The sequence below is a fragment of the Acidovorax sp. GW458-11-26-14-TSB4 genome, assembly GCF_059423865.1.
On record NZ_JBWKYR010000038.1, the window covers coordinates 1 to 25,951 of the forward strand.

A 25,951-nucleotide genomic window follows, 5' to 3' on the forward strand; every position below is an offset into this window, starting at 1 on the left:
GCCAGTTGCGGGCCTTCCCATGGTGGTGGTGTTTCACGGTCGTGGGCACCGCCACCATGTGGAAGTGTTTCCCCACACCCCCAAGCAAAAAGGGCTCCCGGTCGGGAGCCCTTTTCCATTGGCAAACAGCTCAAGCCACCAATGTCTTGAACATCACATGGGCATCGACATAGCCCAGCGCACGGTGCCTGAATGCCCCGGGCAGCGTGCCCACGATCGCAAAGCCCAGATGCTGCCAGAGGCGCACGGCGCGCTCGTTGGTGGCCACCACCAGGTTGAACTGCATGGCGCGGAACCCCATGGCCACGGCCTGCCGTTGAGAGTGCTCGCACATCAGCGAAGCCACGCCCTGCCCTTGTGCAGCCGGGGCGACCACATAACCGCAGTTGCACACATGGGCGCCCAGGCCCGCCTGGTTGGCCTTGATGAAGTAGGTGCCCAGGATCTCGCCGCCCGCCCCGCAGGCCACGAAGGTGGCGGCGGGCAGCTCCACCCAGGCCTTGTGGATCTCGGCCTCGGTGCTGTCGGGCGAGAACGCGTACGTGTCGCCCGCCTGGAAGGTGGCGCGCAGGATGGGCCAGACGGTGGGCCAATCGGCAGGTTCGAGCGGACGGATGGTGATGGAAGCAAGGGAGGAAGTCATGGCCGAACGATACGTCAAGGCGCCAATCCCGGATCGCTCCGCTCCGCATAAAATCCGCAGTCGGCAAAGGCCGTCCCCCGACGGCCCGGCGCCCCACCGTAAGCGATTCCATGACCCAGCCTTCAGCCGCCCAGCCCAACCGCCCCGTGCGCTCCCAGTACGAGGACTTCATGCGCCATGTGTTCACGCAGGGCGTGCACAAGTCCGACCGCACGGGCACGGGCACGACCAGCGTGTTCGGGCACCAGATGCGCTTCGACCTGAAAGAAGGCTTTCCGCTGGTCACCACCAAGAAGGTGCACCTGCGCTCCATCATCCAGGAGCTGCTGTGGTTCCTCACGGGGTCGAGCAACAACAACTGGCTCAAGGAGCGCGGCGTCACCATCTGGGACGAATGGGCGCGCGAAGATGGCGACCTGGGGCCCGTGTACGGCGTGCAGTGGCGCAGTTGGCCCACGCCCGATGGTGGCCACATCGATCAGATCAGCGACGTCATCAAGACGCTCAAGACCAACCCCGACTCGCGCCGCATCATCGTGAGCGCGTGGAACGTGGCCGAGCTGAACAAGATGGCGCTCATGCCCTGCCACGCCTTCTTCCAGTTCTACGTGGCGCCAGCGCAGGAGCCCGGGGGCCGCGGCACGCTCAGCTGCCAACTCTACCAGCGCAGCGCCGACATCTTTTTGGGCGTGCCCTTCAACATCGCCAGCTATGCGCTGCTGACCCACATGGTGGCCCAGCAGTGCGACCTGGACGTGGGCGACTTCATCTGGACCGGCGGCGATTGCCACATCTACAGCAACCACCACGAACAGGTGCAGACCCAGCTGGCGCGCACGCCCTACCCCTACCCCACGCTGCACATCAAGCGCCGGCCGGACAGCATCTTCGACTACCAGTTCGAGGATTTCGAAGTACTGGACTACCAGTGCCACCCCGCCATCAAGGCGCCCGTGGCGGTCTGACCCCCCTCGCCTCCCCATGATTGCTGCAGTGCAGGCGCCGCTGCGCCCTGCCTGACATCCCCTGCCTCCCTTCACGAACTACAAAGAGCACTCACTATGTCTTCCGGCGGATTTCACGTACACGGCCCCCACGACCACGCAGTGGAGCATGCCGCCCAGGGCCACGGCCATGGCGACGACCACGCAGCCAGCCACGGCAGCGAAAACGGCGGCTCGTCGATGAGCAAGATCGCGATGTTCACGGCCATCGTGGCCACGGTGGGCGCGATCTTCGCGTACATGGGCGGTGCCACGCAGGCCAATGCCGGCCTGCTCAAGAACGACGCGGCCATCAAGAAGACCGAGGCCTCCAACCAGTGGAACTACTTCCAGTCCAAGAGCACCAAGCAGTCCCTGGCCGAACTGGCCCGCGACCTGGCGCCCGAGGACCGCAAGGCCACCTACCAAGCCAAGGTGGACCGCTACGAGAGCGAGAAGAACGAGATCAAGGTCGTCGCCGAAAAGCTGGAAGCCGACAGCCACAAGTTCGACCGCCAGAGCGAAGAGCAGATGCACCAGCACCACCGCTGGGCCCAGGCCACCACGGCGCTGCAAGTAGCGATCGCGCTGGCCGCGATTGCCCTGCTCACGCGCAAGAAGTGGCTGGAGTACGGCATGTACGGTGTGGCCGGCATCGGCATCGTGGTCGGCGCACTGGCCGTCATGCACATCTAAGGAAGTGCCCCCATGCCATTGCACATGATCTACGCGCGCGCCGCCAATGGCGTGATCGGCAAGGACAACCGCCTGCCCTGGCATTTGCCCGAGGACATGGCGCACTTCAAGTCGCTCACCCAGGGCTGCCCCGTGGTCATGGGCCGCAAGACCTGGGACTCGCTGCCCCCGCGCTTTCGCCCGCTGCCCGGGCGCACCAACATCGTCATCACGCGCCAGGCCGACTGGTCGGCCGAAGGCGCGCTGCGTGCCACCAGCCTTCAGGATGCCCTGCAGCACGCCAGCGCCGGCCAGACGGTGTGGGTGATCGGCGGCGCACAGGTCTATGCCGAGGCCCAGCCCCTGGCCGACCGCATCGAGCTCACCGAGATTGCGCAGGATTTCGAGGGTGATGCCCACGCACCCGTGCTCGATGCCGGCTGGCATGAGACCGCACGCAGCACGCACACCTCCACGAATGGATTGCCCTTCAGCTTCGTGACGCTGGAGCGGCGAAAGGACTGAGCGGGCAAGCCCGTTGCCCGGACAGACTCAGAACAGCTTGGCGCAGTTCACCGGCAGTTGGGCGGCCGTGCTGCCCTGCAGCACGCCCATGCTGCCGATCAGGTTGCCCTGGCTCACCGACAGGGTGAACGGCAGGTTGAAGCTGGTGGTGCCGGTGAACGACGAGGCCGTGGCCGTGCCCATGCCGTAGCCGTAGAGCGAATTGGCAGGGCCCAGGGCCGCGATGGTGAACATCGAGGGGCCGCTGGGCTGGCCGCTGACGGTGATGAACACGCCGGTGCCGGCCACCGCGCACTGGTAGACACCGTCCAGCGGGCCGCCAGCGGCCATGGCGGCGCCCGATGCGCCGGCCAGCGTTGCGGCTGCGGCCAGGGTTCGGATGAATCTGCTGCGCATGCTTGCTTGTTCCTTTTCTTCTCTCGGTAGGCGGCTGCAGAGGGCGGCATCGCCGTGGCCCCCAAGCTCAACGCTGTCTGAACCACCAGGCGGCCAGAAGTTCACCGCCGACCAGGCCGGCAAAAAAAAGCCCGCACGGAGGCGGGCAGCAACTTGCTTGTCGCAAGAGGGGATGCCGCTTGGAGGCCGGCAAGGAAATAATAGGCCGGTGCAGCCTCCAAGGCTGTGACGCGGAGCACAGCTTGCTGCGCATTGCCGCCCCCTCCTCAAATGACAGCGGTACCCACCAGGGTGATGTCGACCAGGCGCGTGCTCACATGGCCGTGGCCGTCGTCCAGGGTCACGGTGAACTGGTCGTGGCGCTGCTGGCCGCTGGCCAGCAGCGGGTCGATGGTCTGGTTGCCCACGGTGTAGAGCCAGTTGACCTGGCCGGTATGGCCGTCGGAACGCAGTTGCGCGGTCAGCGTGCCCAGCGCGCCCGCCGTGGGCGTGACGCTCACGGTGTGCGCGGCAAACGCCGGGTCGGCAAAGCTGAAGCCGCCGGCCGTGGCCAGCGTGGCCGTGGCGTTGGTGCCGCCCAGGTCGGCCACCTTGCCCGGTGCGCTCCATTGGTAGGACTGGTCGAAGCCCAGCGTGGCCGAGGCCACCTTCTGCAGCGCCACGGCCGTGGCCGCGTCGATGCCCAGGTCGCTCGCCACCTTGTCGCCGGCCCCCAGCGAACGCGCGTCCAGGCCGGTGAGCGTCTCGAACAGCACCAGGCCCGACAGGTAGGAGCCGTACTTGCTGGCGTGCAGGTTGTCGTCGTGCCAGAGATTGATCTTGCCGCCGTTGGCCACCGTGGTACCGCCCGTCTCGGTATAGGGGTCGCGGATGGACAAGCCATTCTGCACGGCGGTCATGAAGGCCGTGCCCACCGGCGCCACGCCCTTGAAGTCGGGATTGACGGCCGCCAGGTTGGCGTAGGCATTCTGCAGATCGGTGGTCATGCCCTCCAGCGACAGGTAGTAGGCACTGGCCTGGGTGTCCGAGCGGCTGATGTCACCCGTGCCCTCGTAGGCCCCCGCCCCGTTGAGAGTGCGCGAGGTGAGCATGTCGTAGGCCCCGGCCACCATGTCGGGCCGGGCCCAGGTGGCATAGAGGTACATGTCGGTCGAAGCATCGGCATTGGGGTTGCCCGCGATGGTGGTGCCGGGCTGGGTAGCGGTGTCGGCCGCGCCGGTGTGCACGAAGTCCTCGATCAGCGTGGCGTACTTCTGGAACTCCCCGATGTCGGCATTGGCGCCCGAGGTGGTGGTCAGCGTGGCGTTGGCGGAAATGCCGAAGTCCGACTTCGATGGATCGGCCGCGAAGTAGGTGGCCGTGCCATCGGCCGTGAAGTTCACCGTGAGCGCAGAGTTGGTGTCGCCGCTGCGCGTGAAGGTGTAGACCAGGTTCTGGCCGGCGTTCTCGTACACACCTGCGGCGGAGCTCAGGCCCAGCGTGATGTTGGGCAGGCTGGTGTCGGTGCCGACCGCGAAGTCGTCGTTGACGATGGTGCCCGAAACGGCGCCCAGCGTGCCCAGGTTGTAGTCCGTACCAGTGCTCGGGTGCGTCAGCGAGAGGCGGATCGCCTCGTCGGCCTCCACCACGTTGTCGGCATGCGGGTCCAGCGTGATGCTGGCCGAGGCCTGGCCTGCCTTGATGACGATGGTGCCCGTGTTGCTGGTGAACGAGACGCTGCCCGTGGTGGTGGGCGCCCCGGTATCCGAGCTGCTGGCAAAGCCGTTGCCGCTGGTAAAACGGTAGGGCGATGTGCCGGCGCCGCCTGCCGCAGAAAAGGCGCCGCTGGTGGTGTTGTACATCTCCAGGTCCTGGCTCGCATTGACCGTGGTCGAGACCGAAGGCGAGGTGGACCCGTCGCGGAACGCGGTGAACGTCACCGTCAGGTCGCTGGCGGTGGAGCCGGTGCGCGTGAAGGTGAACACCAGGTTGGCCGTGCCGTCCTCCGTCACTTGGCCGGGGCTGGCCGCCAGGGACACCGTGGCCAGGGCCGGGTCGGTGGCGGGCGCATTGGGGTCATCGTTGAGGATCGTGGTTCCGACGGCAGAACTGGTGCCGACACGGTAGCCGGCCGAGGCGGCGAGCTTGAGCGCCAGGGTCTCGTCGTACTCCTTGGCGCCATCGGCCGTGGGCGTGATCACCAGGTTGGCGGTGGCGCTGCCGGCCGCGAAGGTGATGGTGCCCGAGCCCGTGGGCAGGGGTTCGGCCGTCTGGTCCTGCAGCACCACCAGCTCCCACTTCTGGCTGGCGATGTTGCCGCGCATGTCCCAGCCCGCGGCCGATGAGTTCAGGTAATGGCCCTTGAGCGTGGCGGCGTTGCGGGTGGAGAGCGATACATCGTAGCCCAGCCCCACCTGGTCAGCGAACCTGTCGAACAGGCCCGCCACACCGCCCCAGGGGTGCGGCTCGTACAGGTTGGCCCCCGTGAGGTTGGTGAAGGTGCCACCATTGGCCGGCGAGGTCAGGTCGTGCACGCCGAAGGGGTTGGTGGCCGCGTCGTAGGTGTTGTACGACATGGCCGGGTCGATGCGCGCAAAGGTGGCGCTGTTGCCCACGAACAGCACCGGGTTGAACACCGTGGCGATGTCCACGGCCGCGGCCGCGCCCTTGTTGCCAGCCGCATCGCTGTAGCTGTCCTTGGCCACGGCGATGTGTCCACCCGTGTCGAGGTTGGCCGACGCGGTGGCCGTGAAGGTGGCCGTGCGCACCAGGCTCGTACCGCTCAGCGCGCCCAGCGTGCCGCCAGTGGTGGTGATGTCGGCCGCGGTGAAACTCGCGCCCGGGTCTTCGGTGAAGGTGAAGCTGATGGTGGCCGTGCCGCCGGTCTTGAGCGCGGCGGCAGAACTGGTGATGGTCAGCCCCGGTGCCTGCGTGTCCCCAGGGCCGGGCGCGCCGCCCCCCGTGTCGCCGCCACCCGATGCAGGTGGCGCGGGCGGATTGCTGCCCTGGCCGGCGGACACACCGGGCGCCAGTTCCCCCACGGCCTGCTGCTGCACCACGGCCGTGAAGGCATCGCCGGTGTAGCCGTTGACCGCGGCCTGGAAGTTGCCCGTGGCCACCGAGCCCGCCGCATCGGTGGCCGCCGCCGCCACCTGGCCCAGCACCGCGACCGTGCTGGCGGCACCGGTTGCATCGTTGGCGGCATCCACCACCTTGCTGATGTTGTCCAGGCTGGTGGCATCGAGCCGCAGGCCGTAGTCGCCCGCGGCATCGGCCACGATGCCGCGCAGGAAGGCGGCGTCCGAGAGGTTCGCCACACCGCTGGCACCGCCCGCCGCGGCTGCGATGGCGTCCGCCAGGGAAGCGATCAGCGTGCCCGCCGCCGCGCCCGGCTGGCCCGCATGCGGCGTGGCCACACCCGGCTGTGCGCCCTTGGCCTCGGCCGCGTCCAGCGCGGCCGCGCCGATGCCGACCACGTTGACCAATGCCACCGCCACCTTCTGGTAACCCAGGGCCATGGCCTTGTCGGCGGCGCTGGCGCTGCTGCTGGCCAGCACGGCCAGCGGGTCATAGGCCAGCAGGTTGACGCCCGCAGGCAGGTTGAGCGCCTTGGCCAGCAGGGCTGTGGCCTGCTCCACCGTGGTGGTGGCGCCGCCCTTGTCCATCAGCGCCTTGACCAGGGTGGTGATGGGGTTCAGCACCGTGCTGCCGGCCGGTGCGCTGAGCAGGCCCTTGAAGGCCTTGTTGGTGAGCAGGTCGGTGCCGCCCGTGGCCACCAGCGCCCCTTGCACATTGGCCGGCAGCGTGAAGCCGCCCGCGGCATCGGTGGTGGCGGACCACTCGCCCGCATCGAGCTTGTGGTTTCCATTGGCATCCGCGAACACGGTGGCGCCCTTCACGTAGCCATCGGCCACATGGCCCTTGATGCCGGCAGCGCTGAGCCGGGAGGCCAGCGCCTGCAGGCCGCTGGTGCCCGCGGCCGCACTGGCATCGGTGGCACCGATGCCCTGCAGCAGGGTGTGCACGGCCGCGTCCAGGCCTGCACCGGTGAACAGCGCGCCCTTGTTCTGGCCGGCCAGCGCGCTGTTGAAGGCATTGGCGGCTTCGGCGCGGTGGTCCAGCGCGGTGTAGATGCCCCCATCGGCGTTGACCAGGAAATCCATGAGCTTGGCCCAGGTGGTGAGGCCCTGCTCCTGCGCCACCCGTGCAATGGCCAGGCCATCGTCTGCCGAGAGCACCACCCCCAGGCCGTTGAGCGCCAGCTGCTGCACCGTGGCTCCTGCCCCCCGGCTGGCGGCCATCTGGCCCATGGCCGCCTCGAAGGCCGCCGCCACCCGGCCGTAGTTGCCGTCGGCGGCGACCACCGCCTCGAATTCGGCCAGCAAACTGGCGGGTGCGGCGTTGCCGGTGGCGAGGATGAAGATCTGCTGCAGGACGTGGGATGCGTTGGGCGTGGACATGGCGATGCCTTCCGGGTACGGAATACGGAGTGGGAGGTTGGGAACGAGGGAAAATCCACGAGACCCGGCAGGCGGCCTCAGGGTGGACGTGTCAGGCGGCGGCGCAGGCTCCGACAGGGCGCACTCAGACAGGCGGCGGCAGCCTGTCCGGGAGCGGGGGCGTGGAATCGAATGGCAAGGCTTGTCTCCAGCGTTGTAATTTCGCGCAACGATAAGCCGGCGAAGCCATCAAATCCAATAGTATTTTCGGGGCATCTGCATATGTTCTGCATATGCAGCATGTCGCCCCGCCATGCCGCAGTAACCGCCCTCGCCAATCAGGGATAGGATGCACCCCGGTGCACTCGCCGTGGACCATTGCAAAAACAAGGACCGATGATGGTGATGAAGATCGCGACGTGGAACGTCAATTCTCTCTCCGTGCGCCTGCCCCAGGTGCTGGCCTGGCTGGCCGCCAATCCGGTGGACGCCATCGGGCTGCAGGAACTCAAGCTCACCGACGACAAGTTTCCGCACGATGCCTTCAAGGAAGCCGGCTACCAGGCCGTGGCCTTCGGCCAGAAGACCTACAACGGCGTCGCCATCCTGAGCCGCCACCCGATGGCCGACGTGGTGCGCAACATCCCCGCGCACGAGGACGAGCAGGCGCGCGTGATCATCGCCACGCTCGATACGCCCACGGGCCCGCTGCGCCTGATCAACGGCTACTTCGTCAACGGCCAGGAGCCGGGCTCGGAAAAGTTCGCCTACAAGATGCGCTGGCTGCAGGCCCTGCAGGACCTGGTGCGCGCCGAGATGGCCGCCCACCCGCGCCTGGCCCTGGTGGGCGACTTCAACGTGGCGCCGGAAGACCGGGATTCCTACGACCCCGTGGGCCTGCGCGAGACCATCCACCACACCACGGAAGAGCGCAACCACTTCAAGGCCTTGCTGGAACTGGGCCTCACAGACACCTTCCGCATGTTCGAGCAGCCCGAAAAGATCTACTCCTGGTGGGACTACCGCATGCTCGGCTTCCAGAAGAACAAGGGCCTGCGCATTGACCACATCCTGGTGAGCGAGGCGCTGCGCGGCAGCGTCACGGCCTGCATGGTGGACCGCGCGCCGCGCAAGAACCCGCAGCCCAGCGACCACGCGCCCGTGGTGGTCACGCTGGAATAGCCTGCCATCGGAAGACTCGGTCCCAACGCACACCGCCGCCATGGGCTCAGCCCATGGCGGCGGTGGCGGAGAACTGCGGAGGCGCTGTTTTTCTGGTCAGGGCGCAGCCAGGGTCCTCGCGGTGGCGGCCCGCCCGTTCCCTGCGCGCCTGCGAACAGGCAGGCAGGAAGCCAGGCGGGCCGGCATACCGGTCAACGTGCAGGATTGAAGCTGTCGCGCAGCGCCTTGACCTCGTCGTGGTTGCGCTGGGCGCCATCGGCCTGGCGCTGGACCAGGGCACGCAGGTCCTGGGGCAGGTTGGCCTTCAGGGCCTTGCGGTAGCGCGCCACGGCAGCGTCCTCACCACGCTCGCACTCTTCCAACACGGCCTTGTCATCCTGGGTGGACAGCGCCGTCTTCACGGACACCCAGCCCCGGTGCAGCGCGCCGGCAACGGTGCCACCGCTGACGGGTTCACCGCCACGGGCACGGATTTCACGCTCCAGCTCGGCGGCGGCCGCCGCGCATTCGCGCGAATGGCGCTGGAAGATGCCCTTGAGCTGGCCCGACTCGGCATGCTCGGCGCTGGCATGGAAACCATACTCGCCATCGCGGGCCGATTCCAGCAGGTCGTTCAGGGTATCGATCACATCGTCGTTGTCGATGTCACCGGCCACTTCCAGCGGGCGGCTGTTGTAGGCACGCTCATAGGCGGCACGGGCGGCCGGGCGGGCGTCGGTCCAGGCCAGGCCTGCATCGCCATGGCGTGCACGCCAGTCGTCGGCCAGGCGCGGTTCGATGGCGTCGTAGTCGCCCTCGTAGCGGCCCACCGAGCTCCAGCCCAGTTCGTAGGCAGGCCGGTATTCGTCGTAGGTACGGCCGCCCACGAAATAGGGCTCGCGCTGGTAGTTCTCGCGCCAGTAGGCGTCTTCGTTGGTGGGGTTGACGGCTTCGCCAGCGGCCTTGCCCGCCAGCCCGCCGGCGACGGCGCCGGCAACACCGCCGATGGCAGCGCCCACCGGCCCCCCGAAGGCGCCGGCAGCAGCGCCCGCTGCGGCGCCGCCCAGGGCAGCGCCCACGCCTGTACCCACGGGATGGGCGCCAGGTTCATTGGTCAAGGGATCGCGGTTGGCATCGTGAAAATCGGCCATGAGAGGTCTCCGGTTGGTTGGACAATGGCTTCATTGTGGGAGGCCCTCCTTGCCCCATGGGTCGGCATGCAGAGGGTGCGGGTGTAGGACATACGGCCCCTTGGGCCGCCGCCTCGAAACAGCCTGAAACAGATGCGTGCGCCATCTGCCTACAGCCTCCGCTGGCGCACCGACAATGCCGCATGGACCTGCCCAATCTCCCCAATGCACCTGCTGCAAGCTGCTACCTCGAATCGGCCGAGCGCGGTGAATTCATCGAACTGCTGCTGCAAGACGACGGCACCCGCCTGCGCGTGCGCAACGGCACCATCGGCAAACCCTGCCTGGTGCTCAACGCCACCTACGGCACGGCCAGCAAGGCGCAAGCACACCACCAGCGGCTGCGCAAGGAATGGCAAGAGGAGCGTGGCTTTGTGCCCTGCAGTCCATCGCAGCCGGTGGCCGACGGCAGCGTGGCCGATGAGCTGTTCTGCGATGCGCGCACGCCGCACCCACTGCTCGATGCATTCCTAGCCATCAACGGTGCCGAGGAACTGCGCGGCCAGCCCCGGCGGCTGGCGCTGTTCCGCCAGGGCCTGCGCTGGCATGCGGACTTCGACCTGGAGCGCATCGCCGACTTCGGGCTGCATGCCGGCGTCATCGTGGAGGGGGATGTGGAGGTCGCTGGCGTGTTCAGCCAGCTGACCTATACCTACCCGGGGCAGACGCTGGTCAGCGGGAGCATCCACGCCACGAGCTTCGGCCATGGTGACAGCCACATGCGCGTGATGGGCGACGTGAAGGTGGAGAACATCATCTACGGCGAATACAACGACGGCAGCCTGGTGATCAATGGCGCCATGCATGGCCGCGCCTTCATCACCCTGGACCACGACATGTACGCCGAAGGCGGCTACCACCTGCCGATCTGCGAATGGAACATGGGCGAGAACTGGTCCGACTGCCTGCACCCCGACCTGTTCGAATACGAGGGTGAGGATGCGGACGAGCCGGGCAGCATGGTGTCGGCAGAGGCGATACGCCGCTTCATGCGCGAAGGGCGCGACCCCTTTCGCCCCGGCGCACAGCCGGTGATGCGAGAGCCTGAGCCCGAGCCCCCACCACCGCCACCCCTCTCGCCTTTCGCCCAGCGCGTGCGGGAGCTGGTGGAAGCGGAGAACGTGGAAGGCCTCACCCGGCTGATCGAGACCTGGCCCGACCACGACGAAGAATGGGAGCAGGCCCTGGTGGGCCGCCTGTACGCGCCCAGCACGACGGCTGAGCAGCGGGTGCGGCTGAAGGCCTTGCAGAAGAAGAAACCGTAGCTCAGGCGGTTGCCACCTCGGCTGGCACGCCTGCAGCCACCGCCAGGACCTCGCGGGCCTGGCCGGCCCCCAACTCGGCACCCCTGCCGGCCCAGGCGACGAACTGGTCCGGCCGTACCAGCACCAACCGGGCGTTGTAGCGCTCGTGCTCGCCCGCCCCTTGCGCCTGGACCACCGTAAGGGGCAGCGACTGCGCCGCCGCGGCATCGCGAAAGGCCTGGACCTCCGGCGCACTGGCACCGAAGGCCAGCAGGGTGTAGCCCGTGCCAAGCTCTTCGTAGACATTGCGGCCCGAGGGCAGCAGCGCCGGCGCCAGGTGGTGCCCGGGCCGCGCGTCGAAGCGATGCGATCCCTTGGCGCTGCTGGCGCGGCCCTGGCTGTCCCAGACCACGGCCGAGCCCTCGTAGTTCGGCTCGAAGGCATGCACCTCGCCCACCGCGCCCTGGGCCCGGGCATTCCACGCGGCCTCGAAGGCGGGCAGGTCGCGCGCCGGGTCGTGGGCGTCGAGAAACTCGCGGTCCGTGTCGATGGACCTGGCGATGAAATCGCTGATGGTGGACGCGAACACCGGGCGCCGCTCGGCATCGTACGAGTCGAGCAGGTGCTCCCCGCCCCAGCCCTGCAGCGTGGCGGCCAGCTTCCAGCCCAGGTTGCGTGCATCCTCGAGCCCCGAGTTCACGCCATAGCCGCCATAGGGCGGGTGGCTGTGCGCCGCATCGCCGGCCACGAAGACCCGGCCCTGGCGGTAGCGGTCGGCCAGCATGAAGCGCAGGTCCCAGAAGCCGATGTGCTCGAACTCCACGTCGAAGGGCGCGCCCACCGCATCCTGCAGGTAGGCGGTGAAGTCGAAATTGTCCTTGGTGGTGCCCGGCGGCACGGGGGCGTGGAAGAACCAGGTGCTGCCCAGGTCCACGCGGCCGAAGAACTTCCAGTAGCCCTTGAGCTCGGGCTGCAGCACGTTGTAGTAGGACTTGCCGGGGTAGCGCTCCAGCAGCTGGTGCAGCCCGCGCGAGCGGAACACCAGCAGCACCATCATGCGGTCGTGGTCGGTGCGGGTCTGGGGGATGCCGGCCTGCTCGCGCACGACCGAGCGGGCGCCGTCCGAACCGACCGCATAGGCGCTGCGCAGCACACGCTCGCCGCCACTGCCGCCGCGCTCGGCGATGGTGATGGACACGCCATCGGCATCCTGCGCCACGCCCTTGGCCTCCCAGCCGTACAGGGTCTGCACCGAGGGCAGTTGCGCCACGCGCTCGCGCAGCACGGCTTCGGTCGCGTACTGCGGCAGGCGTTCGTTGCCGGTGAAGTAGTAGGGCTTGACCAGGTCGCGCTGCAGCCAGTCGTAGCTGTGCGGCCCGAGCAGGGTGCCGTGCGCCGTGAGGCCGCCGATACCGTATTCTTTGGGAATGGTGCGCGCCGCGCGCAGTTGCGCCTCGGCGCCCCAGAAGTGGAAATGCTCCATGGTCCGCTGGGTCAGGTTCTGGCCTTTGGGGATGGGCTGGGGCTGTACGTAGCGTTCCACCACGATGGTGCGCACGCCGCGCTGGCCCAGCTCGATGGCCAGGCCCATGCCCACGGGGCCGCCGCCGACGATGACCACTTCGGCGTCCTGGTGCTGTGCCATGGCTTGGTCCTTGTTCATGCTGTTCATTGCTTTCATTACTCTGCCGTGATGCCCTGGGCCTTGATCAGGTCGGCCCAGCGCTTGGCATCGGCCGCCACGAGCTTCTTGAAGGCATCGGGGGTGCTGTGGGCAGGCGTCATGCCCTGGGTCTCGAAGGCCTTGGCCACGGCGGGTGCCGCGAGCACTTCGCGCAGCTCGGTGTTGAGCCGGTCGACCAGGGCGCGCGGCGTGCCCGCCGGGGCGAAGACCCCGTACCACATGTCCACGTTCAGGTCACCCACCTTCAGGCTGTTCAGCGATGGCACTTCGGGCAACAGCGGATGCGGCGTGTCGGAGCTGATGGCCAGTGCCTTGAGCTTGCCGGCCTTCACGTGCTGCAGCGCCACGTGGATGGGCAGGAACATGGCGTCGATCTGCCCGCCCAGCAGGTCGGTGACGGCTGGCGCCGTGCCGCGGTAGCTGATGTGCGTGAGCGAGACCTTGGCGCGGTTCTTGAGCAGCTCCATCGCCAGGTGGTGCGGCGTACCCGCACCGGGCGAACCGTAGTTGAGCGCGCCGGGCTTGGCCTTGGCACGCTCCATCAACTCCTTGAGCGTCTGGATCTTCGAGGCCTCGCTGGCCACCAGCAGCAACTGGCCCCAGCTGGTCTGGGCCACGGGCTGCAGGTCGGTGAGCGGGTTGAAGCCCTGCTTGGGGTACAGCGCCATGTTCATCACCAGGGTGTTGACGCTCACCAGCAAGGTCGTGCCATCGGCCGGCGCGCGCACCACTTCCTGCGTGCCGATGATGCCCGAGGCACCGGCCTTGTTGTCCACGAAGAAGGGGCGCTTGAGCCGTTCGGACAGCGGCACCGAGATCTGGCGCGCGATCAGGTCGATCCCCGTGCCGGGTGTGAAGGGCACGACCAGGCGCACGGGCGTGGTGTCGCTGCCTTGCGCGTGGACCAGGGGCGCCGCCACGGATGCCAGGGCACCAAGGACCAGGCGCCGGCGGGACGGCAGCGGGGATGAAATGGCCATGTCGTTGTCTCCTTGGAAGTTGGACCACAATTACAACGACAGTCTTGATTTGAATCAAACGGAAAATTCTGATGAATTCGTCAATGAAGCTGATGAATGTGAGCAGCCGCCAGCTCCATGCCTTCCTGGAGGTCACGCGGCTGCAGAGCTTTGCCAAGGCGGCCGAGCAGGTGCATCTGTCGCCCTCTGGCATGAGCATGCTGGTCAAGGAACTGGAGGAGCAGGTGGGCGCGCGCCTGTTCCACCGCACCACGCGCTCGCTCACGCTCACCGATGCGGGCCGGCGACTGCAGCCCGTGGCCGAGCGCGTCGTCGGCGAACTGCGCGCGCTGGGCGCCGTGCTCGATGGCAGTGAAGCCGCCGTGCGCTCGCGCCTGCTGGTGGCGGCCACGCCCATGATCTCGGCCAGCCTGCTGCCCGACGTGGTGCGCGGTTTTGCCGAGACGCACCCCGGGGTGCAGGTGCACTTGACCGACGTGGAAGTGGCCACGGTGCGCCAGAAGGTGCTGGAGGGCGAGGCGGACATCGGCTTCGGCTTCTTCGTCAAGCCGGCCGTGGGGCTGTCGCGCCAACCCCTGTGCAAGTTCCGGCTCATGCGCATCAGCCCGCCCGAGGCAGGCAGCGGCGGCCTCTCGGAAAGCCGCCCCTGGAGCAGCCTCGAGGGCATGCCCCTGGTCAGCCTGCCGCCGGGCAACCCCATCCAGGTGGTGATCGAAAAGCAGCTCTCGCGCCTGGGCCGCACGCATGAGGAGCGCCCGCGCATGAACCTGCTGGGCACCATCATCGGCATGGTGCGCGCCGGCCGGGGGCATGCCGTCATCCCCTCCTTCGCGATGGAGGAATGCCTGCGCCAGGGCCTAGGGGTGGCCATGCTGCGCGAACCCGTGGCGCAGCTGGACCTGTACCTGGTGTCGCGCCGCGGCACCCAGCCCAAGCCTGCGGCGCTGGCATTTGCCGCAGCCCTCAAGCGGGCCGCCGCGCGATTGCCCAGCTAGGCGGGTACTATCGCCGCAAGGATGCCAGCAGCGCCGCCAACAGGATCAGCGAGCCCCCGAGCACCGTGCGCGCCTCCAGCTGCGAGGCTGACAGCAGCACCGAGGACACACTGGCGAACACCACTTCCGACAGCATCACCACGGCCGTGGTGCCCGCCTTCAGGCGCGAGGCGCCGAACTGCAGCGCCCAGTTGCCCAGCATCAGCACGCCCGACAGCAGCAGCGCCGTGACGGCCCAGGTGGCATTGAACGCCGGAAAGGCCTCCACCACCCCGAAGTGCAGGCCGACAACGCCTGCCAGCAGCGCCATGCACATGCAGCCGCCGAACATGGCGAACATGCGTGCCTGGCCCGGCACGGCGTGCAGGCGGCGCACGGTGACGTTGACGAGCGCGAACATGAAGCCGCCCATCAGGGCCAGCCCATCGGCCATGGACAGACCCTGCAGCAGGCTGGCCGGAGAGGAATCCCCGGGCAGCAGCACCAGCACCACGCCCGTGAAGGCCAGCACCAGCCGCGCGATGGCCATGGGCGTGGGCCGCTCGCCCAGGATGCGCCAGGCCAGCAGCACCGCCCAGGCAGGCATGAGGTAGAACAGCAGGATCACGCGCACCACGTCGCCCACCGTTACGGCCCAGTTGAAGGCCACGTTGTTGAACCCCGAGGCCAGCGCCAGCAGCCACAACCCCGGGTGTTGGCGCACCTGCGCGAGGATGCCCGGCCGCAGGGTCAACAAGCCGAGCAGCACCACCGCATACATCGCGGCCGTTGCCCACAGCGGGTGCAGCCCGGCGCCATGCATCAACCGGAACGGCCACCAGGCCAGGCCCCAGACGAAGGCGTTGAACAGCAGGGCGAAGACGGGCAGCGGCGATTGCATGGAGAAAAAGGAGGCACCCGCACGCACTCCGGGCGCGGGCATCGGTCAACGAAGGGAACGTGGCGCAAAAGGCCGAAAACCGGCAGGGCAAAGGCCCTGTCGCCGGGCGATTGTGCCTGTCCTTCGGTGACCGCGCTGGTCAGCCGCGTTCGGCCGCCTGCAGCAGGTCCCCGGGCGTGTAGCCGAAGGAGCGGCGAAACCAGCGCGTGAAGTGCGCCTGGTCGGCGAAACCGCACTCCGCAGCGACCGCGGCGGCCGGCTCGCCCGCCAGCAGCAGCTGCCGGGCCCGGTGCAGGCGCACGGCCCGCAGGTAGTCGCCTGGGGCCATGCCGACCCAGGCCGTGAGCACGCGGTGGATGCGCTCGCGGCTCACCCCGCAGCGGTTTGCCAGGTCCGCCACCGACAGGTCGCCGCCAGCCACGGCCTGCTGCACCCGTTCGATCAGGGCGCGCACCGCGGCACTCGGGGGCCCCGGCTCCACGGCAGAGGGGTCGGCAGGCAGGCTGCGGCGCAGGGCCGGCACGGCGCGCCGCAGCCAGCCCTGCACCTCGGCCGTGGTGGCGAGGCCGCGCGCGCTTTCCGCCAGCCGGGGCATGCGCGCCACGCCGCTGCGCGGCGGAGGCCGCAGCCCTTCGTTCACGAGCCAGTCGCTGGGCACATACAGCATGGCGACCAGCACGCGCCCCTGGTACTGCGGCGCGCTCAGCGCCCCCGTGTGGACCACGCCCGGGGCAATCGCGATCACGTCGCCCGTGCGCGCCACGAACGGATGGCCTGCCACGCTGCAGCGGCATTCGCCGCGCACGATGGCGCCGAACGACCATTCCTCGTGCCAGTGCGGCACCCACTCCTGCCCCGGCTCCTGGTGCCGCACCTGCTCCAGGTCGAACACGCGCAGCCGGCGCACCTCGGAGCGCAGGTTCAGCGCCATGGTGGCAGGCCCTGCGGGGCGGCAGCCCTGCGCTCAGGCATCGACCGCGCCTGCGACGGTGATGCCGATCCAGCCAGCGCTGGCGTCTCCCGCCACCAGCCCACCCAGCAGGCCGATGTCCTCGCATGGATGGGGGGTGAGCTGCAGCGTGGCCGTGGCCTCATGCCAGCCCGCTCCGACGCGCTCCCCGATGGCCGGCTTTACCAACGCCAGGGCCGGCAGCTGCGCGGGCTGCCGCAGGTCCGGCCAGCCCACGGCGCCGATGGTCGGCATGCCCAGAAAACCCAGAGCAAGGCCAGGCCGACCCGTGAGCGTGGCCTGCGCCTCGAACACACGGCGGTCCTTCACCGCCAGGCTTGCGCCCAAGCGGCTGCCGGCGCGCAGTTGGGCGGCCGCAGGGTGGTCCAAGGGCAGGCTGCGCGTGAGCCAGGTACTGCCCAGTTTTTTAGGCCAGCCCTGCAACAGCCCGCGCACCAGGGAGATGTCCTGGTCCACCCAGATCGCCGGGCAGTACATGGCGCGGCTGCCATCGGGCCGCTCCACCTCCAGCACCACGATGGTCTCGCGGTACTGCGCCAGCACCGGGTCGAGCAGTTCCTCGCCGTGCAGAGTGCACGCCTGCCAGTCGGCAAAGTGCACGCAGCCCGTCCCCAGCGGCCGGCCCGCCGCCGGCGGCACCAGAGGCACTGCGCACTCGGCATCGAACTGGAAGGCCACGTTGAGCAGCCAGCCCGCGTAGTGCCACGGTGGTGGCGGCACCAGGGCCGAGCGGCCCGTGGTGGTGAAGGGTGCGGTAAAGCCCTGGTGGGACCAGGCAGGGGGAGAAGCAGCAGATGAAGAGGTCATGCCCGCGATGGTGCCCACCGCCTGCACGCTCGGCTAGAACGGATGTGAACCGGACACCGGTGCTGTACCCCATGCGCGCCGGACCGGCGGGCCCGGTAGGGTTGCACGAGCAGATAGAGCCCCGTTAGCAGCAATACGGCCAGGGGAGCCAAGGGCGCGTAGGTGATCCACGCAGGCGGTGCCGCCTGGCCCAGGCCCATGGTCACAAAGTTGGCCACGACGGTCAGCGTGAAGGCGATCAATACCCAGCGGTGGATCTGCCGGAGCCGGTTGCCGCCTCCGCTCATCGCGCCGCCCCTGCAGCGCGCTGGATGACCTTCCAGCCATTGCCCGCAGGATCGCGAAAACCTGCATCCACATTGCCGTAGCGGTCCACCGGCTCCTGGGTGAACTCCACGCCCCGCTCGCGCAGTTGCGCGCAGGTGGCGCGGCAGTCCGCCACGTGCCAGACCAGCGGCGGCATGGCGCCCTTGGCCACCATGGCGCGCAGCGTCTGCGCCGTGGCCTCGTCGTGCAGTGGCGCACCCGGGGCAAACAGGCCGAGCTGGAACGAGGGCTGCTCCGGGTGCTGCACCGTGAGCCAGCGGTAGCTGCCGTTGCGCACGTCGGTGTGCACGCGAAAGCCGAGCTGCTCCACGTAGAAGGCCAGCGCCGCGTCCTGGTCGTCCACGTACACGCCCACCACACCGATGCCCTGGGCAGGCGGGTTGTTCATCAAGCTGGTCGTCGTCATCGTTCGATCTCCTGGGTTGCCGAAGACCGGTTTGTACCGTCCGCCGCGCGGCGGCGCTTCTCCGAAACTGCTGTGACCAGATCCGGCCGCTCCGCCGCCTTGAGGATGCATGCCGGCACGCTGGCCAGGGGCCCGGCCTCGGCCCGGGCCTCGCGGCGCAGCGCGCTGGGGCTCTTGCCGGTGATGTCGCGAAAGATGCGGCCAAACGTGCCCAGGCTTTCCCAGCCGGTCGCGAACGCGATGTCGGTGATGGGCTGGTCGGTGTCTCGCAGCAGGGTCGATGCCTGCTCGATGCGGCGCGTGAGCAGGTAGCGGTGGGGCGGAATGCCGAAGGCCTGCTTGAACGAGCGCGCGAAGTGCGCCTCGGACACCCCGCTCGCCTCGGCCAGCCGGCCCACTGGCCAGGCCTCGTGCGATGCGGCATCCATCCGGTCCTTGGCGCGCAGCAGGCGGCGCAACAGGGCCGGGTCCTGGGCCCGTGGAGTGGAGAGAGAGACCACGGGTGCAGGGCTTGAAGTCATGGCTCCATTGTGCGGGTGACAAGGCCGTACCACGCCCCTTGCAATGCCCATGGTACATATGAAACAATTAAAGTTACTTGAAACCATTTGCCATGTCCACCTCCTCCACCCGCGACAACCCCAACGCCCCCTTTGCCGATCCCCAGGCCGTCGCCTCATACGCCGACCGCACACGCCGCCTGGTGCCGGGATGGGACGACCTGCAGAAGATGGCCGGCGTGCTGCTGGCCGAGCGTGCGCCGCCCGAGGCCAGGGTGCTCGTCGTCGGCGCCGGCGGGGGGGCGGAACTGGGCGTCTTCGCCAAGGCGGACCCGCACTGGCGCTTCGTGGGGGTAGATCCGTCCGAACCCATGCTGCAGCTGGCGCAGACCACGCTTGGGCCGCTGTCGGAGCGGGTGGACTTTCACCACGGCTATGTGCACACGGCACCGGCAGGGCCCTTCGATGCCGCGACCTGCCTGCTCACCCTGCATTTCGTTCCGCTGGGCGAACGGCTGGCCACCCTGAAGGCCATCCACCAGCGACTTAAGCCAGGTGCTTCCCTGGTCATTGCCCACCTGAGCTTCCCGCTGGCACCGCCCGAGGAGCGCGCGCGGTGGCTGGCGCGCTATGCAGCGTTTGCAATCGCATCGGGCGTGGACGCAGAAGCCGCGCGCCGCGCAGCCACAGCCATCGATACAGCCCTGCCCTTGCTCGGCCCCGACGAAGAAGAAACCCTGCTGGCGCAGGCCGGCTTCCACGATATCCGCCTGTTCTATGCGGGACTGGCGTTTCGGGGGTGGGTCGCCCACGCCTGAAAAGCCGGTTGGCTACACCGGCTAGCCGGACTTCCCCCGATTCCAAAGCCTTGCATTTCCACAGGGCGGCCAACGGGCCTGGTCGGCGCGTAGGCGATGATGCTGGCGTCCACAACCCAATGATCGACCCGCGACCACGCATGCACAGACGTCTACCCATCCTCCTCTGGCGGATCTTCTTTGCGAAATTCCGCTGGGTCGCATGGATGCTGGCGCTGTTGCTGCTCTCTCCGTTCTTCTACCTGCTCATGCTGGAGATCCCGCAGAGAAGCGAACTCACAACCGTACATGGCACCTACCAGATGCCCTACGTGATGCCCACCAACCAAGGAAACGGGCACGCGACCGTTGTCAGGACAAGCGACGGCGGCCTGAGGAAATGCAATTGTTCGCCAGCGACCGGCAGCCCCAATTGCCTCCGTGAAGGGCATGCAGAGAACTTCAGCCTGGTGCGCGCATTGAAGGGCCAGCCCGTGACCGTGCTGATGTCAGAGCCCAAAGCCTACGAGCGTTTCCCGCTGTGCTATGAGATTCGAACGGCGGAAAGCACCCTGGTGTCCTACGAGCAGTCCAAGGCGCGCTACCTGCAGGACAGGCGTCGCGCCATCGGCTATCTGCTTTTTGCGCTGGTGTTCACGGCGGGAGTGGTCCTGTACTACACCACCCTGGCCCGCAGCAAGGCATGATGGGGACCCGCAGAAGCCTTTCCAGGATTCAGTCCTTGAGCCCATGCCGCTCATGCCACTCGGCCAGTGACTCGTCCGGAAACGCCTGGTAGTGCCGGTGCCCCTTGCCCTTGGGCACATCGACCCAGTTGGCGACGAACTCCAGCATACCCTCGACCACCTCGGGTGGCTTGGGCAAAGGCGTGTCGATGGCCGATGCATGGGGGTGGACCAGTTCAGGCCAGCGCGGATCCCACAGCCACAGGGCGCTGCCACACTGCAGGCAGAACTTGCGTTCGGCCTTGGAGCGCCTGCTGCGCCGGCCTTCCTCACGCATCACCGCGTGGTAGGTGCCCAGGTGCTTGGCTCCCTGGACCTTGAGCGTGCGCGCATCGCCGCCCAGGTTGATGGCATAGCCGCCGCCACCCGCCGTCTTGCGGCAGATGGAGCAGTGGCAGTGCATGAAAGGGACGGGGCTGTCGGCTTCGAGCGAGAAGCGGACGGCGCGGCAATGGCAGGAGCCTTCGAGGTGCATGGGGCGTCCCCAGGTGGGAAAGCCTGCAGGCTACACACACTGCCGCTCGCCATCTGTAGGAACGCCACGCAAAAACAAAAGCCCCGGGCACGTGCCCGGGGCTTGCTGTGCGTGGCCGATGGGGCCCGCTCAGCCCTCGTCGGGCGCATCCAGGCCCAGTTCCTGGATCTTGCGGGTGATGGTGTTGCGGCCAATGCCCAGGCGCTGCGCGGCCTCCATGCGGCGGCCATGGGTGGCGACCAGGGCCGTGCGGATCAGCCGCGATTCGAAGCGGCGTGTGAGCGCGTCCCACACCTCGGGCTGGCCGCCGGACAGCAGCTTCTGGGCCTCGGCCTCCAGCGCCTGCTCCCAGCTCAGCACAGGATGTGCCGGCATGGCGGGCGCGGCCAACGTGTCCGCAGCCCAGGCGACCGCTGGCGCAGCCGCCGCAGCGAACTGCGGCGCCGCTGCCGGCGCAACGGCATGCACACCGCCCACCAGCTCGGGCTGGGGCGCCAGGGCCGCCACGGGCATGGCGATCACCGGCTGCGGTGCCGCGGCATGGCTATCGGTTACAGCAGCACGCGCAGGCGCCTGGAACACGGGGGCTTCCAGCACCTCGGGCGGCAGGTCCTGCAGCGAGATCACCTGCGCCGGTGCCATCACCGTGAGCCAGTGGCAGATGTTCTCGAGCTGGCGCACATTGCCCGGAAAGGCGAACTGCTCCAGCCGCACCAGGGCCGCATCGGCAATGCGCTTGGGCTCCACGCCCAATTGCCGCGCGCTTTGCTGCAGGAAGTGGCGCGTGAGCATGGGCACGTCTTCATGGCGCTCGCGCAGCGCCGGAAGGCGCAGGCGGATGACGTTCAGGCGGTGGAACAAGTCCTCGCGAAAACCGCCTTCCTTGACGCGCTTTTCCAGGTCCTGGTGGGTGGCCGCGATCACGCGCACATGGGCCTTCACGGCCGCATGGCCGCCCACGCGGTAGAACTGGCCGTCCGACAGCACGCGCAACAAACGCGTCTGCAGGTCGAACGGCATGTCGCCGATTTCGTCGAGGAACAGGGTGCCGCCCTCGGCCTGCTCGAAGCGGCCGCGGCGCTGCGTCTGCGCACCCGTGAAGGCGCCGCGCTCATGGCCGAAGAGTTCGGATTCGAGCAGGTCCTTGGGGATGGCCGCGGTGTTGATGGCCACGAAGGGGCCGTCCGCGCAGGGCGAGTGCTTGTGCAGTGCGCGCGCCACGAGCTCCTTGCCCGAACCTGACTCGCCGGTGATCAGCACCGTGACCTGGCTCTGGCTGAGCCGGCCGATGGCGCGGAACACGTCCTGCATGGCGGGCGCCTGGCCCAGCATCTCGGGGGTTTCGGCCTGGCGCTCCTCGGTCACCTCCTCGCGCTGGCTTTCCTCCACGGCACGGCGGATCAGCTCCACCGCCTTGGGCAGGTCGAAGGGCTTGGGCAGGTACTCGAAGGCGCCGCGCTGGAAGGCCGACACGGCGCTGTCCAGGTCGGAGTACGCCGTCATGATGATGACGGGCAGGCCGGGCTGCAGTTCGCGAACCTTTTCGAGCAGTTGCAGGCCCGAGCCCCCGGGCATGCGGATGTCGCTTACCAGGACCTGGGGGGCCTGGCGGGCGGGGTCGCCTGCGGTGATGTCGGCGAGCGCATCGAGCACTTCGCGCGGATGGGTGAAGCTGCGCGTGGGCAGGTTCTCCCGGGCCAGGGCCTTTTCCAGGACGAAGCGGATCGAGGGGTCGTCATCTACTATCCAGATCGGCTTCATATGTGTTGCTTACCTTCCCTGTGGTTGCGTGTCGTCAGGGACCTCAGGGCAAGGGGATCAGGATTCGGAAGTCGGTGCGACCCGGTACGCTGTCGCATTCGATCAATCCGTGGTGCCGTTGTACGAAGGTTTGTGCCAACGTGAGTCCCAGCCCCGATCCGCCGTCCCGACCCGATACCAGAGGGTAAAAAATACGCTCCTTGATGGCATCGGGTACGCCCGGTCCGTTGTCGATGACATGCAATTCCAGTGCCAGCCGGTAGCGCTGGCGACCAAAGGTTACTTGTCGGGCCACGCGGGTGCGCAAGGTGATCACCGCATCGCCTGCAGCCACGCGCTCGGACAGGGCCTGGGCCGCGTTCTGGACCACGTTGAGCAGTGCCTGGATGAGTTGCGCGCGGTCGCCCCGGAACTCGGGGATCGAGGTGTCGTAGTCGCGCTGCACACGCAGGCCATGCGGGTACTCGACCAGCACCAGCGAGCGCACGCGCTCGCACACCTCGTGGATGTTGACGTCGCCCACCAGGTGCGGATGGCGATGCGGAGCGAGGAGGCGGTCGACCAGGCTCTGCAGGCGGTCGGCCTCGTGGATGATGACCTGGGTGTACTCCGTGAGCTCGCGGCTCTCAAGCTCCATCTCCAGCAGTTGCGCCGCGCCGCGTATACCGCCCAGGGGGTTCTTGATCTCGTGCGCCAGGTTGCGGATCAGCTCCTTGTTGGCCTGGGCCTGGTCGAGCAGGCGCTCCTCGCGGTCCTGGCGCGCCTGCTGTTCCAGCGGCCACAGCTCCACCAGGATCTCGCCGGCCTGCTCTGCGGCGGCCACGTTCACATGCACGGGGATCGGGTCCTGGTGCAGGCGCTTCAGGCTGGCCTCGTAGCGCAGCGCCGCAAAATCCTGCACGCGGGCACCCGCCAGCGCGGTTTGCAGCAATGCCGGGTCGGTGAAGAAGCCGGAGAAATCACCGCCCTCCAGCGTGCGGCGCGACAGGCCCAGGGTGTTTTCGAGGGCCGCATTGGCAAACAGCACCGCGCCATCGATGCGCAGCACGGCCACCAGCGTGGACATGAGATCCAGCGAATGGAAACGCCCGGTGTCGGACGGGGAAGTGTTGTCGGGTGGGGTACTCACGCGCGGGGTCAGTTGGCTGGGGCCACGCGGCCCAACTCGCGCTTGATGCCGGCGATATCGCTCTCGCTGCGCGCCACGCTGGCCTTGAGTTCGGCCGTGCGCTCCATGTAGCGCTGCGGGTTGCGCAGGTCCAGGGCATTGCGCTCGGGTGCGCCATTGTTGTATTCCTTGACCAGTTCGGCATGGCGCGCCTCGGCCTTGCGCAACTCGGACTCGAGGATGGCACGCGCATCGGAATCACGGGCCTTCTGGTCGTTGCTGCTCACGCGCGGGGCGCCCGGTGGCGATGCCGAGGGCGCACTGCCCGCAGCAGGCGCTGCCGCGCCGCCCGCCGCCGCGGCAGGGCGTGCGCTCTGCACCACGGTGACGTTGCCGCCCTCGACCAGCTTGCAGCCGCGCTCCTTGGCCTGGGTGGCGTTGTTCGTGTACTCGTTGCCACAGCGGTAGATGCGGTCCTGCGCCCAGCCGGCCAAGGGGGCGACGGCGCAGGCAAGCAACAACAGGTTGGTGACAGTCTTCTTCATGGAAATTCCTCGCGCAAGCAGCGAATGCAGGGGACAGCCAGAGAGTATCTCCCAATCACCCCACATCGCCAATCCGGCAGGTGCGGCGGCCGTGAGGGTTCACAGACACCGGGGCACGCCCCATCGGGCCGGCCCAGGTCCAAGAAGCTGTTCAAAGGGGCTCTTCTGCGGGTACTGACCCCGCCAGAACGGTGTTGGTTCCTCGCCCATGGGCAGCGCCAGCCCATGAAAAAAGGCGGCTTGCGCCGCCTTTTCCAGGTAATCGCCGGTAACGGCGGATTACAGCGAGTAGTACATGTCGTACTCGACAGGGTGGGGAGCCATGCGGAAACGCGTGACTTCGGTCATCTTCAGGTCGATGTAGGCATCGAGCATGGAGTCGGTGAACACGCCGCCCTTGGTCAGGAAGCTGCGGTCCTTGTCGAGGTACTCCAGGGCCTGGTCCAGGCTGTGGCAGACGGTGGGCACCAGCTTGTCTTCCTCGGGTGGCAGATGGTACAGGTCCTTCGTGGCGGCTTCGCCGGGATGGATCTTGTTTTCCACGCCGTCCAGGCCGGCCATCATCAGGGCCGAGAAGGCCAGGTAAGGGTTGGCCGATGGATCGGGGAAGCGCGCTTCGATGCGGCGGCCCTTGGGGTTGGCAACGTAAGGAATGCGGATCGAGGCCGAGCGGTTGCGGGCCGAGTAGGCCAGTTTCACAGGGGCTTCGAAGCCGGGCACCAGGCGCTTGTACGAGTTCGTGCCGGGGTTGGTGATGGCGTTCAGGGCACGGGCGTGCTTGATGATGCCGCCGATATAGTACAGCGCGAAGTCCGACAGGCCGGCGTAGCCGTCGCCTGCGAACAGGTTCTTGCCGTCCTTCCAGATGGACTGGTGCACGTGCATGCCGGAGCCGTTGTCGCCGGCGTAGGGCTTGGGCATGAAGGTGGCGGTCTTGCCGTAGGCGTTGGCCACGTTCCAGACCACGTACTTCAGGACCTGCGTCCAGTCGGCGCGCTCGACCAGCGTGCTGAACTTGGTGCCGATTTCGTTCTGGCCTGCGCCCGCCACTTCGTGGTGGAACACTTCGACCGGGATGCCCAGGGATTCGAGGATCAGGGACATTTCAGCGCGCATGTCCTGCGTGCTGTCGACCGGAGGCACGGGGAAGTAGCCACCCTTGACGGTGGGACGGTGGCCGCGGTTGCCGCCTTCGAGCTTGGCGCCCGAATTCCAGGGGGCCTCGTACTCTTCGATCTCGAACATGACCTTGCCGGGTTCGTTGGACCAGCGCACGCCGTCGAAGATGAAGAATTCTGGCTCGGGACCGAAGAAGGCGGTGTCGCCCAGGCCGGAGGCCTTGAGGTAGGCTTCGGCGCGCTTGGCGATGGAGCGAGGGTCGCGGTCGTAGGCCTTGCCGTCACCGGGTTCGATCACGTCGCACTGCAGGAACAGCGTGGTTTCTTCGAAGAAGGGGTCGATGTTGGCGGTGTTGGGGTCGGGCATGAGTTGCATGTCCGAGGCTTCGATGCCCTTCCAGCCGGCCACCGACGAACCGTCGAATGCGTGGCCCGACGTGAACTTGTCTTCATCGAAGTGGGAAACCGGCACGGTCACGTGCTGTTCCTTGCCCCGGGTGTCGGTAAAACGGAAGTCAACGAACTTGACTTCGTTTTCCTTCACCATGTTCATCACGTCTGCAACGGTCTTGGCCATCAGGTTCTCCTGGGTAAAGCGCTTGTTGAAAAAAGAATTT

24 protein-coding genes are annotated in these 25,951 nt (G+C 67.8%); 8 read left to right on the forward strand and 16 right to left on the reverse strand.

Annotation, left to right across the window (positions count from 1 at the left end; all coding sequences use genetic code 11):
* Nucleotides 1-130: 130 nt before the first annotated feature.
* Nucleotides 131-643, reverse strand: a complete 513-nt coding sequence (locus AC07X5_RS31500) for a GNAT family N-acetyltransferase (protein WP_494773367.1) — start codon at nt 641-643, stop codon at nt 131-133.
* Between the two features lie 110 nt (nt 644-753).
* On the opposite strand from AC07X5_RS31500, the gene AC07X5_RS31505 reads away from it, so the two are divergent.
* The 3 genes from AC07X5_RS31505 to AC07X5_RS31515 all read left to right on the forward strand — a co-directional run bounded on the left by AC07X5_RS31505 (nt 754) and on the right by AC07X5_RS31515 (nt 2,826).
* The gene (locus AC07X5_RS31505) at nt 754-1,608 is read left to right on the forward strand and encodes a thymidylate synthase (RefSeq protein WP_494773368.1); all 855 of its coding nucleotides are present in this window, start codon (nt 754-756) and stop codon (nt 1,606-1,608) included.
* Nucleotides 1,609-1,704: 96 nt separating this feature from the next.
* Nucleotides 1,705-2,322 carry a DUF4337 domain-containing protein gene (locus AC07X5_RS31510; protein ID WP_494773369.1) on the forward strand — a complete coding sequence of 206 codons (618 nt, stop codon included), beginning with the start codon at nt 1,705-1,707 and terminating at the stop codon, nt 2,320-2,322.
* Between the two features lie 12 nt (nt 2,323-2,334).
* Entirely contained in the window at nt 2,335-2,826 is a 492-nt protein-coding gene (locus AC07X5_RS31515) for a dihydrofolate reductase (RefSeq protein ID WP_409956330.1), read from the forward strand.
* Between the two features lie 27 nt (nt 2,827-2,853).
* On the opposite strand, the gene AC07X5_RS31520 is transcribed toward AC07X5_RS31515, so the two are convergent.
* Together AC07X5_RS31520 and AC07X5_RS31525 are read right to left on the reverse strand one after the other, a co-directional pair.
* Nucleotides 2,854-3,222, reverse strand: coding sequence for a hypothetical protein (locus tag AC07X5_RS31520; RefSeq protein WP_494773370.1), 369 nt, complete (start codon nt 3,220-3,222; stop codon nt 2,854-2,856).
* A gap of 266 nt (nt 3,223-3,488) precedes the next feature.
* Nucleotides 3,489-7,661: a beta strand repeat-containing protein gene (locus AC07X5_RS31525; RefSeq protein ID WP_494773371.1), complete on the reverse strand. Its 4,173-nt coding sequence runs from the start codon at nt 7,659-7,661 to the stop codon at nt 3,489-3,491.
* A gap of 384 nt (nt 7,662-8,045) precedes the next feature.
* On the opposite strand from AC07X5_RS31525, the gene xth reads away from it, so the two are divergent.
* Complete coding sequence (gene xth, locus AC07X5_RS31530; protein WP_494773372.1) at nt 8,046-8,822, forward strand: exodeoxyribonuclease III; 777 nt, start codon at nt 8,046-8,048, stop codon at nt 8,820-8,822.
* 191 nt (nt 8,823-9,013) lie between these two features.
* Here the strand turns inward: xth and AC07X5_RS31535 are convergent, their stop codons facing one another.
* The gene (locus tag AC07X5_RS31535; RefSeq protein WP_409957902.1) at nt 9,014-9,952 is read right to left on the reverse strand and encodes a ferritin-like domain-containing protein; all 939 of its coding nucleotides are present in this window, start codon (nt 9,950-9,952) and stop codon (nt 9,014-9,016) included.
* A gap of 182 nt (nt 9,953-10,134) precedes the next feature.
* On the opposite strand from AC07X5_RS31535, the gene AC07X5_RS31540 reads away from it, so the two are divergent.
* Nucleotides 10,135-11,256: a hypothetical protein gene (locus tag AC07X5_RS31540; protein ID WP_494773373.1), complete on the forward strand. Its 1,122-nt coding sequence runs from the start codon at nt 10,135-10,137 to the stop codon at nt 11,254-11,256.
* Nucleotide 11,257: 1 nt separating this feature from the next.
* Here AC07X5_RS31540 and AC07X5_RS31545 read toward each other — a convergent pair whose 3' ends face one another.
* Nucleotides 11,258-12,907 carry an FAD-dependent monooxygenase gene (locus AC07X5_RS31545; RefSeq protein WP_494773374.1) on the reverse strand — a complete coding sequence of 550 codons (1,650 nt, stop codon included), beginning with the start codon at nt 12,905-12,907 and terminating at the stop codon, nt 11,258-11,260.
* A gap of 8 nt (nt 12,908-12,915) precedes the next feature.
* Nucleotides 12,916-13,899 carry a Bug family tripartite tricarboxylate transporter substrate binding protein gene (locus AC07X5_RS31550; protein ID WP_494773375.1) on the reverse strand — a complete coding sequence of 328 codons (984 nt, stop codon included), beginning with the start codon at nt 13,897-13,899 and terminating at the stop codon, nt 12,916-12,918.
* Nucleotides 13,900-13,970: 71 nt separating this feature from the next.
* On the opposite strand from AC07X5_RS31550, the gene AC07X5_RS31555 reads away from it, so the two are divergent.
* Nucleotides 13,971-14,894 carry a LysR family transcriptional regulator gene (locus AC07X5_RS31555; RefSeq protein WP_494773376.1) on the forward strand — a complete coding sequence of 308 codons (924 nt, stop codon included), beginning with the start codon at nt 13,971-13,973 and terminating at the stop codon, nt 14,892-14,894.
* Nucleotides 14,895-14,901: 7 nt separating this feature from the next.
* On the opposite strand, the gene AC07X5_RS31560 is transcribed toward AC07X5_RS31555, so the two are convergent.
* The 5 genes from AC07X5_RS31560 to AC07X5_RS31580 form a co-directional block, all read right to left on the reverse strand.
* A complete protein-coding gene (locus AC07X5_RS31560) occupies nt 14,902-15,774 on the reverse strand; it encodes a DMT family transporter (protein WP_409957897.1) in 873 nt (290 codons plus the stop codon).
* 139 nt (nt 15,775-15,913) lie between these two features.
* Nucleotides 15,914-16,705: a helix-turn-helix transcriptional regulator gene (locus AC07X5_RS31565; RefSeq protein ID WP_494773377.1), complete on the reverse strand. Its 792-nt coding sequence runs from the start codon at nt 16,703-16,705 to the stop codon at nt 15,914-15,916.
* A 33-nt stretch (nt 16,706-16,738) separates the two neighbouring features.
* Nucleotides 16,739-17,551: an acetoacetate decarboxylase family protein gene (locus AC07X5_RS31570; RefSeq protein ID WP_494773378.1), complete on the reverse strand. Its 813-nt coding sequence runs from the start codon at nt 17,549-17,551 to the stop codon at nt 16,739-16,741.
* A gap of 283 nt (nt 17,552-17,834) precedes the next feature.
* Complete coding sequence (locus tag AC07X5_RS31575; protein ID WP_494773379.1) at nt 17,835-18,284, reverse strand: VOC family protein; 450 nt, start codon at nt 18,282-18,284, stop codon at nt 17,835-17,837.
* Nucleotides 18,281-18,805 carry a helix-turn-helix domain-containing protein gene (locus AC07X5_RS31580; RefSeq protein WP_494773380.1) on the reverse strand — a complete coding sequence of 175 codons (525 nt, stop codon included), beginning with the start codon at nt 18,803-18,805 and terminating at the stop codon, nt 18,281-18,283. Before AC07X5_RS31580 ends, AC07X5_RS31575 begins: the two co-directional genes overlap by 4 nt.
* Nucleotides 18,806-18,897: 92 nt before the next feature.
* Between AC07X5_RS31580 and AC07X5_RS31585 the strand changes: the two genes are divergently transcribed.
* Entirely contained in the window at nt 18,898-19,602 is a 705-nt protein-coding gene (locus AC07X5_RS31585; protein ID WP_494773381.1) for a class I SAM-dependent methyltransferase, read from the forward strand.
* A gap of 119 nt (nt 19,603-19,721) precedes the next feature.
* Nucleotides 19,722-20,288 carry a hypothetical protein gene (locus AC07X5_RS31590; protein WP_494773382.1) on the forward strand — a complete coding sequence of 189 codons (567 nt, stop codon included), beginning with the start codon at nt 19,722-19,724 and terminating at the stop codon, nt 20,286-20,288.
* Between the two features lie 28 nt (nt 20,289-20,316).
* On the opposite strand, the gene AC07X5_RS31595 is transcribed toward AC07X5_RS31590, so the two are convergent.
* From AC07X5_RS31595 to glnA, 5 genes are all read right to left on the reverse strand, one after another.
* Nucleotides 20,317-20,802 (reverse strand): GFA family protein, encoded by a 486-nt coding sequence (locus AC07X5_RS31595; protein ID WP_409957890.1) that lies wholly within the window; start codon nt 20,800-20,802, stop codon nt 20,317-20,319.
* A gap of 129 nt (nt 20,803-20,931) precedes the next feature.
* The gene (gene ntrC, locus AC07X5_RS31600) at nt 20,932-22,563 is read right to left on the reverse strand and encodes a nitrogen regulation protein NR(I) (RefSeq protein WP_494773383.1); all 1,632 of its coding nucleotides are present in this window, start codon (nt 22,561-22,563) and stop codon (nt 20,932-20,934) included.
* A 43-nt stretch (nt 22,564-22,606) separates the two neighbouring features.
* Nucleotides 22,607-23,629 carry a nitrogen regulation protein NR(II) gene (gene glnL, locus AC07X5_RS31605; RefSeq protein ID WP_494773391.1) on the reverse strand — a complete coding sequence of 341 codons (1,023 nt, stop codon included), beginning with the start codon at nt 23,627-23,629 and terminating at the stop codon, nt 22,607-22,609.
* Nucleotides 23,630-23,700: 71 nt separating this feature from the next.
* Nucleotides 23,701-24,216 (reverse strand): hypothetical protein, encoded by a 516-nt coding sequence (locus AC07X5_RS31610; protein WP_409957888.1) that lies wholly within the window; start codon nt 24,214-24,216, stop codon nt 23,701-23,703.
* Nucleotides 24,217-24,495: 279 nt separating this feature from the next.
* Entirely contained in the window at nt 24,496-25,911 is a 1,416-nt protein-coding gene (gene glnA / locus AC07X5_RS31615; protein WP_409957887.1) for a type I glutamate--ammonia ligase, read from the reverse strand.
* Between the last annotated feature and the right edge of the window lie 40 nt (nt 25,912-25,951).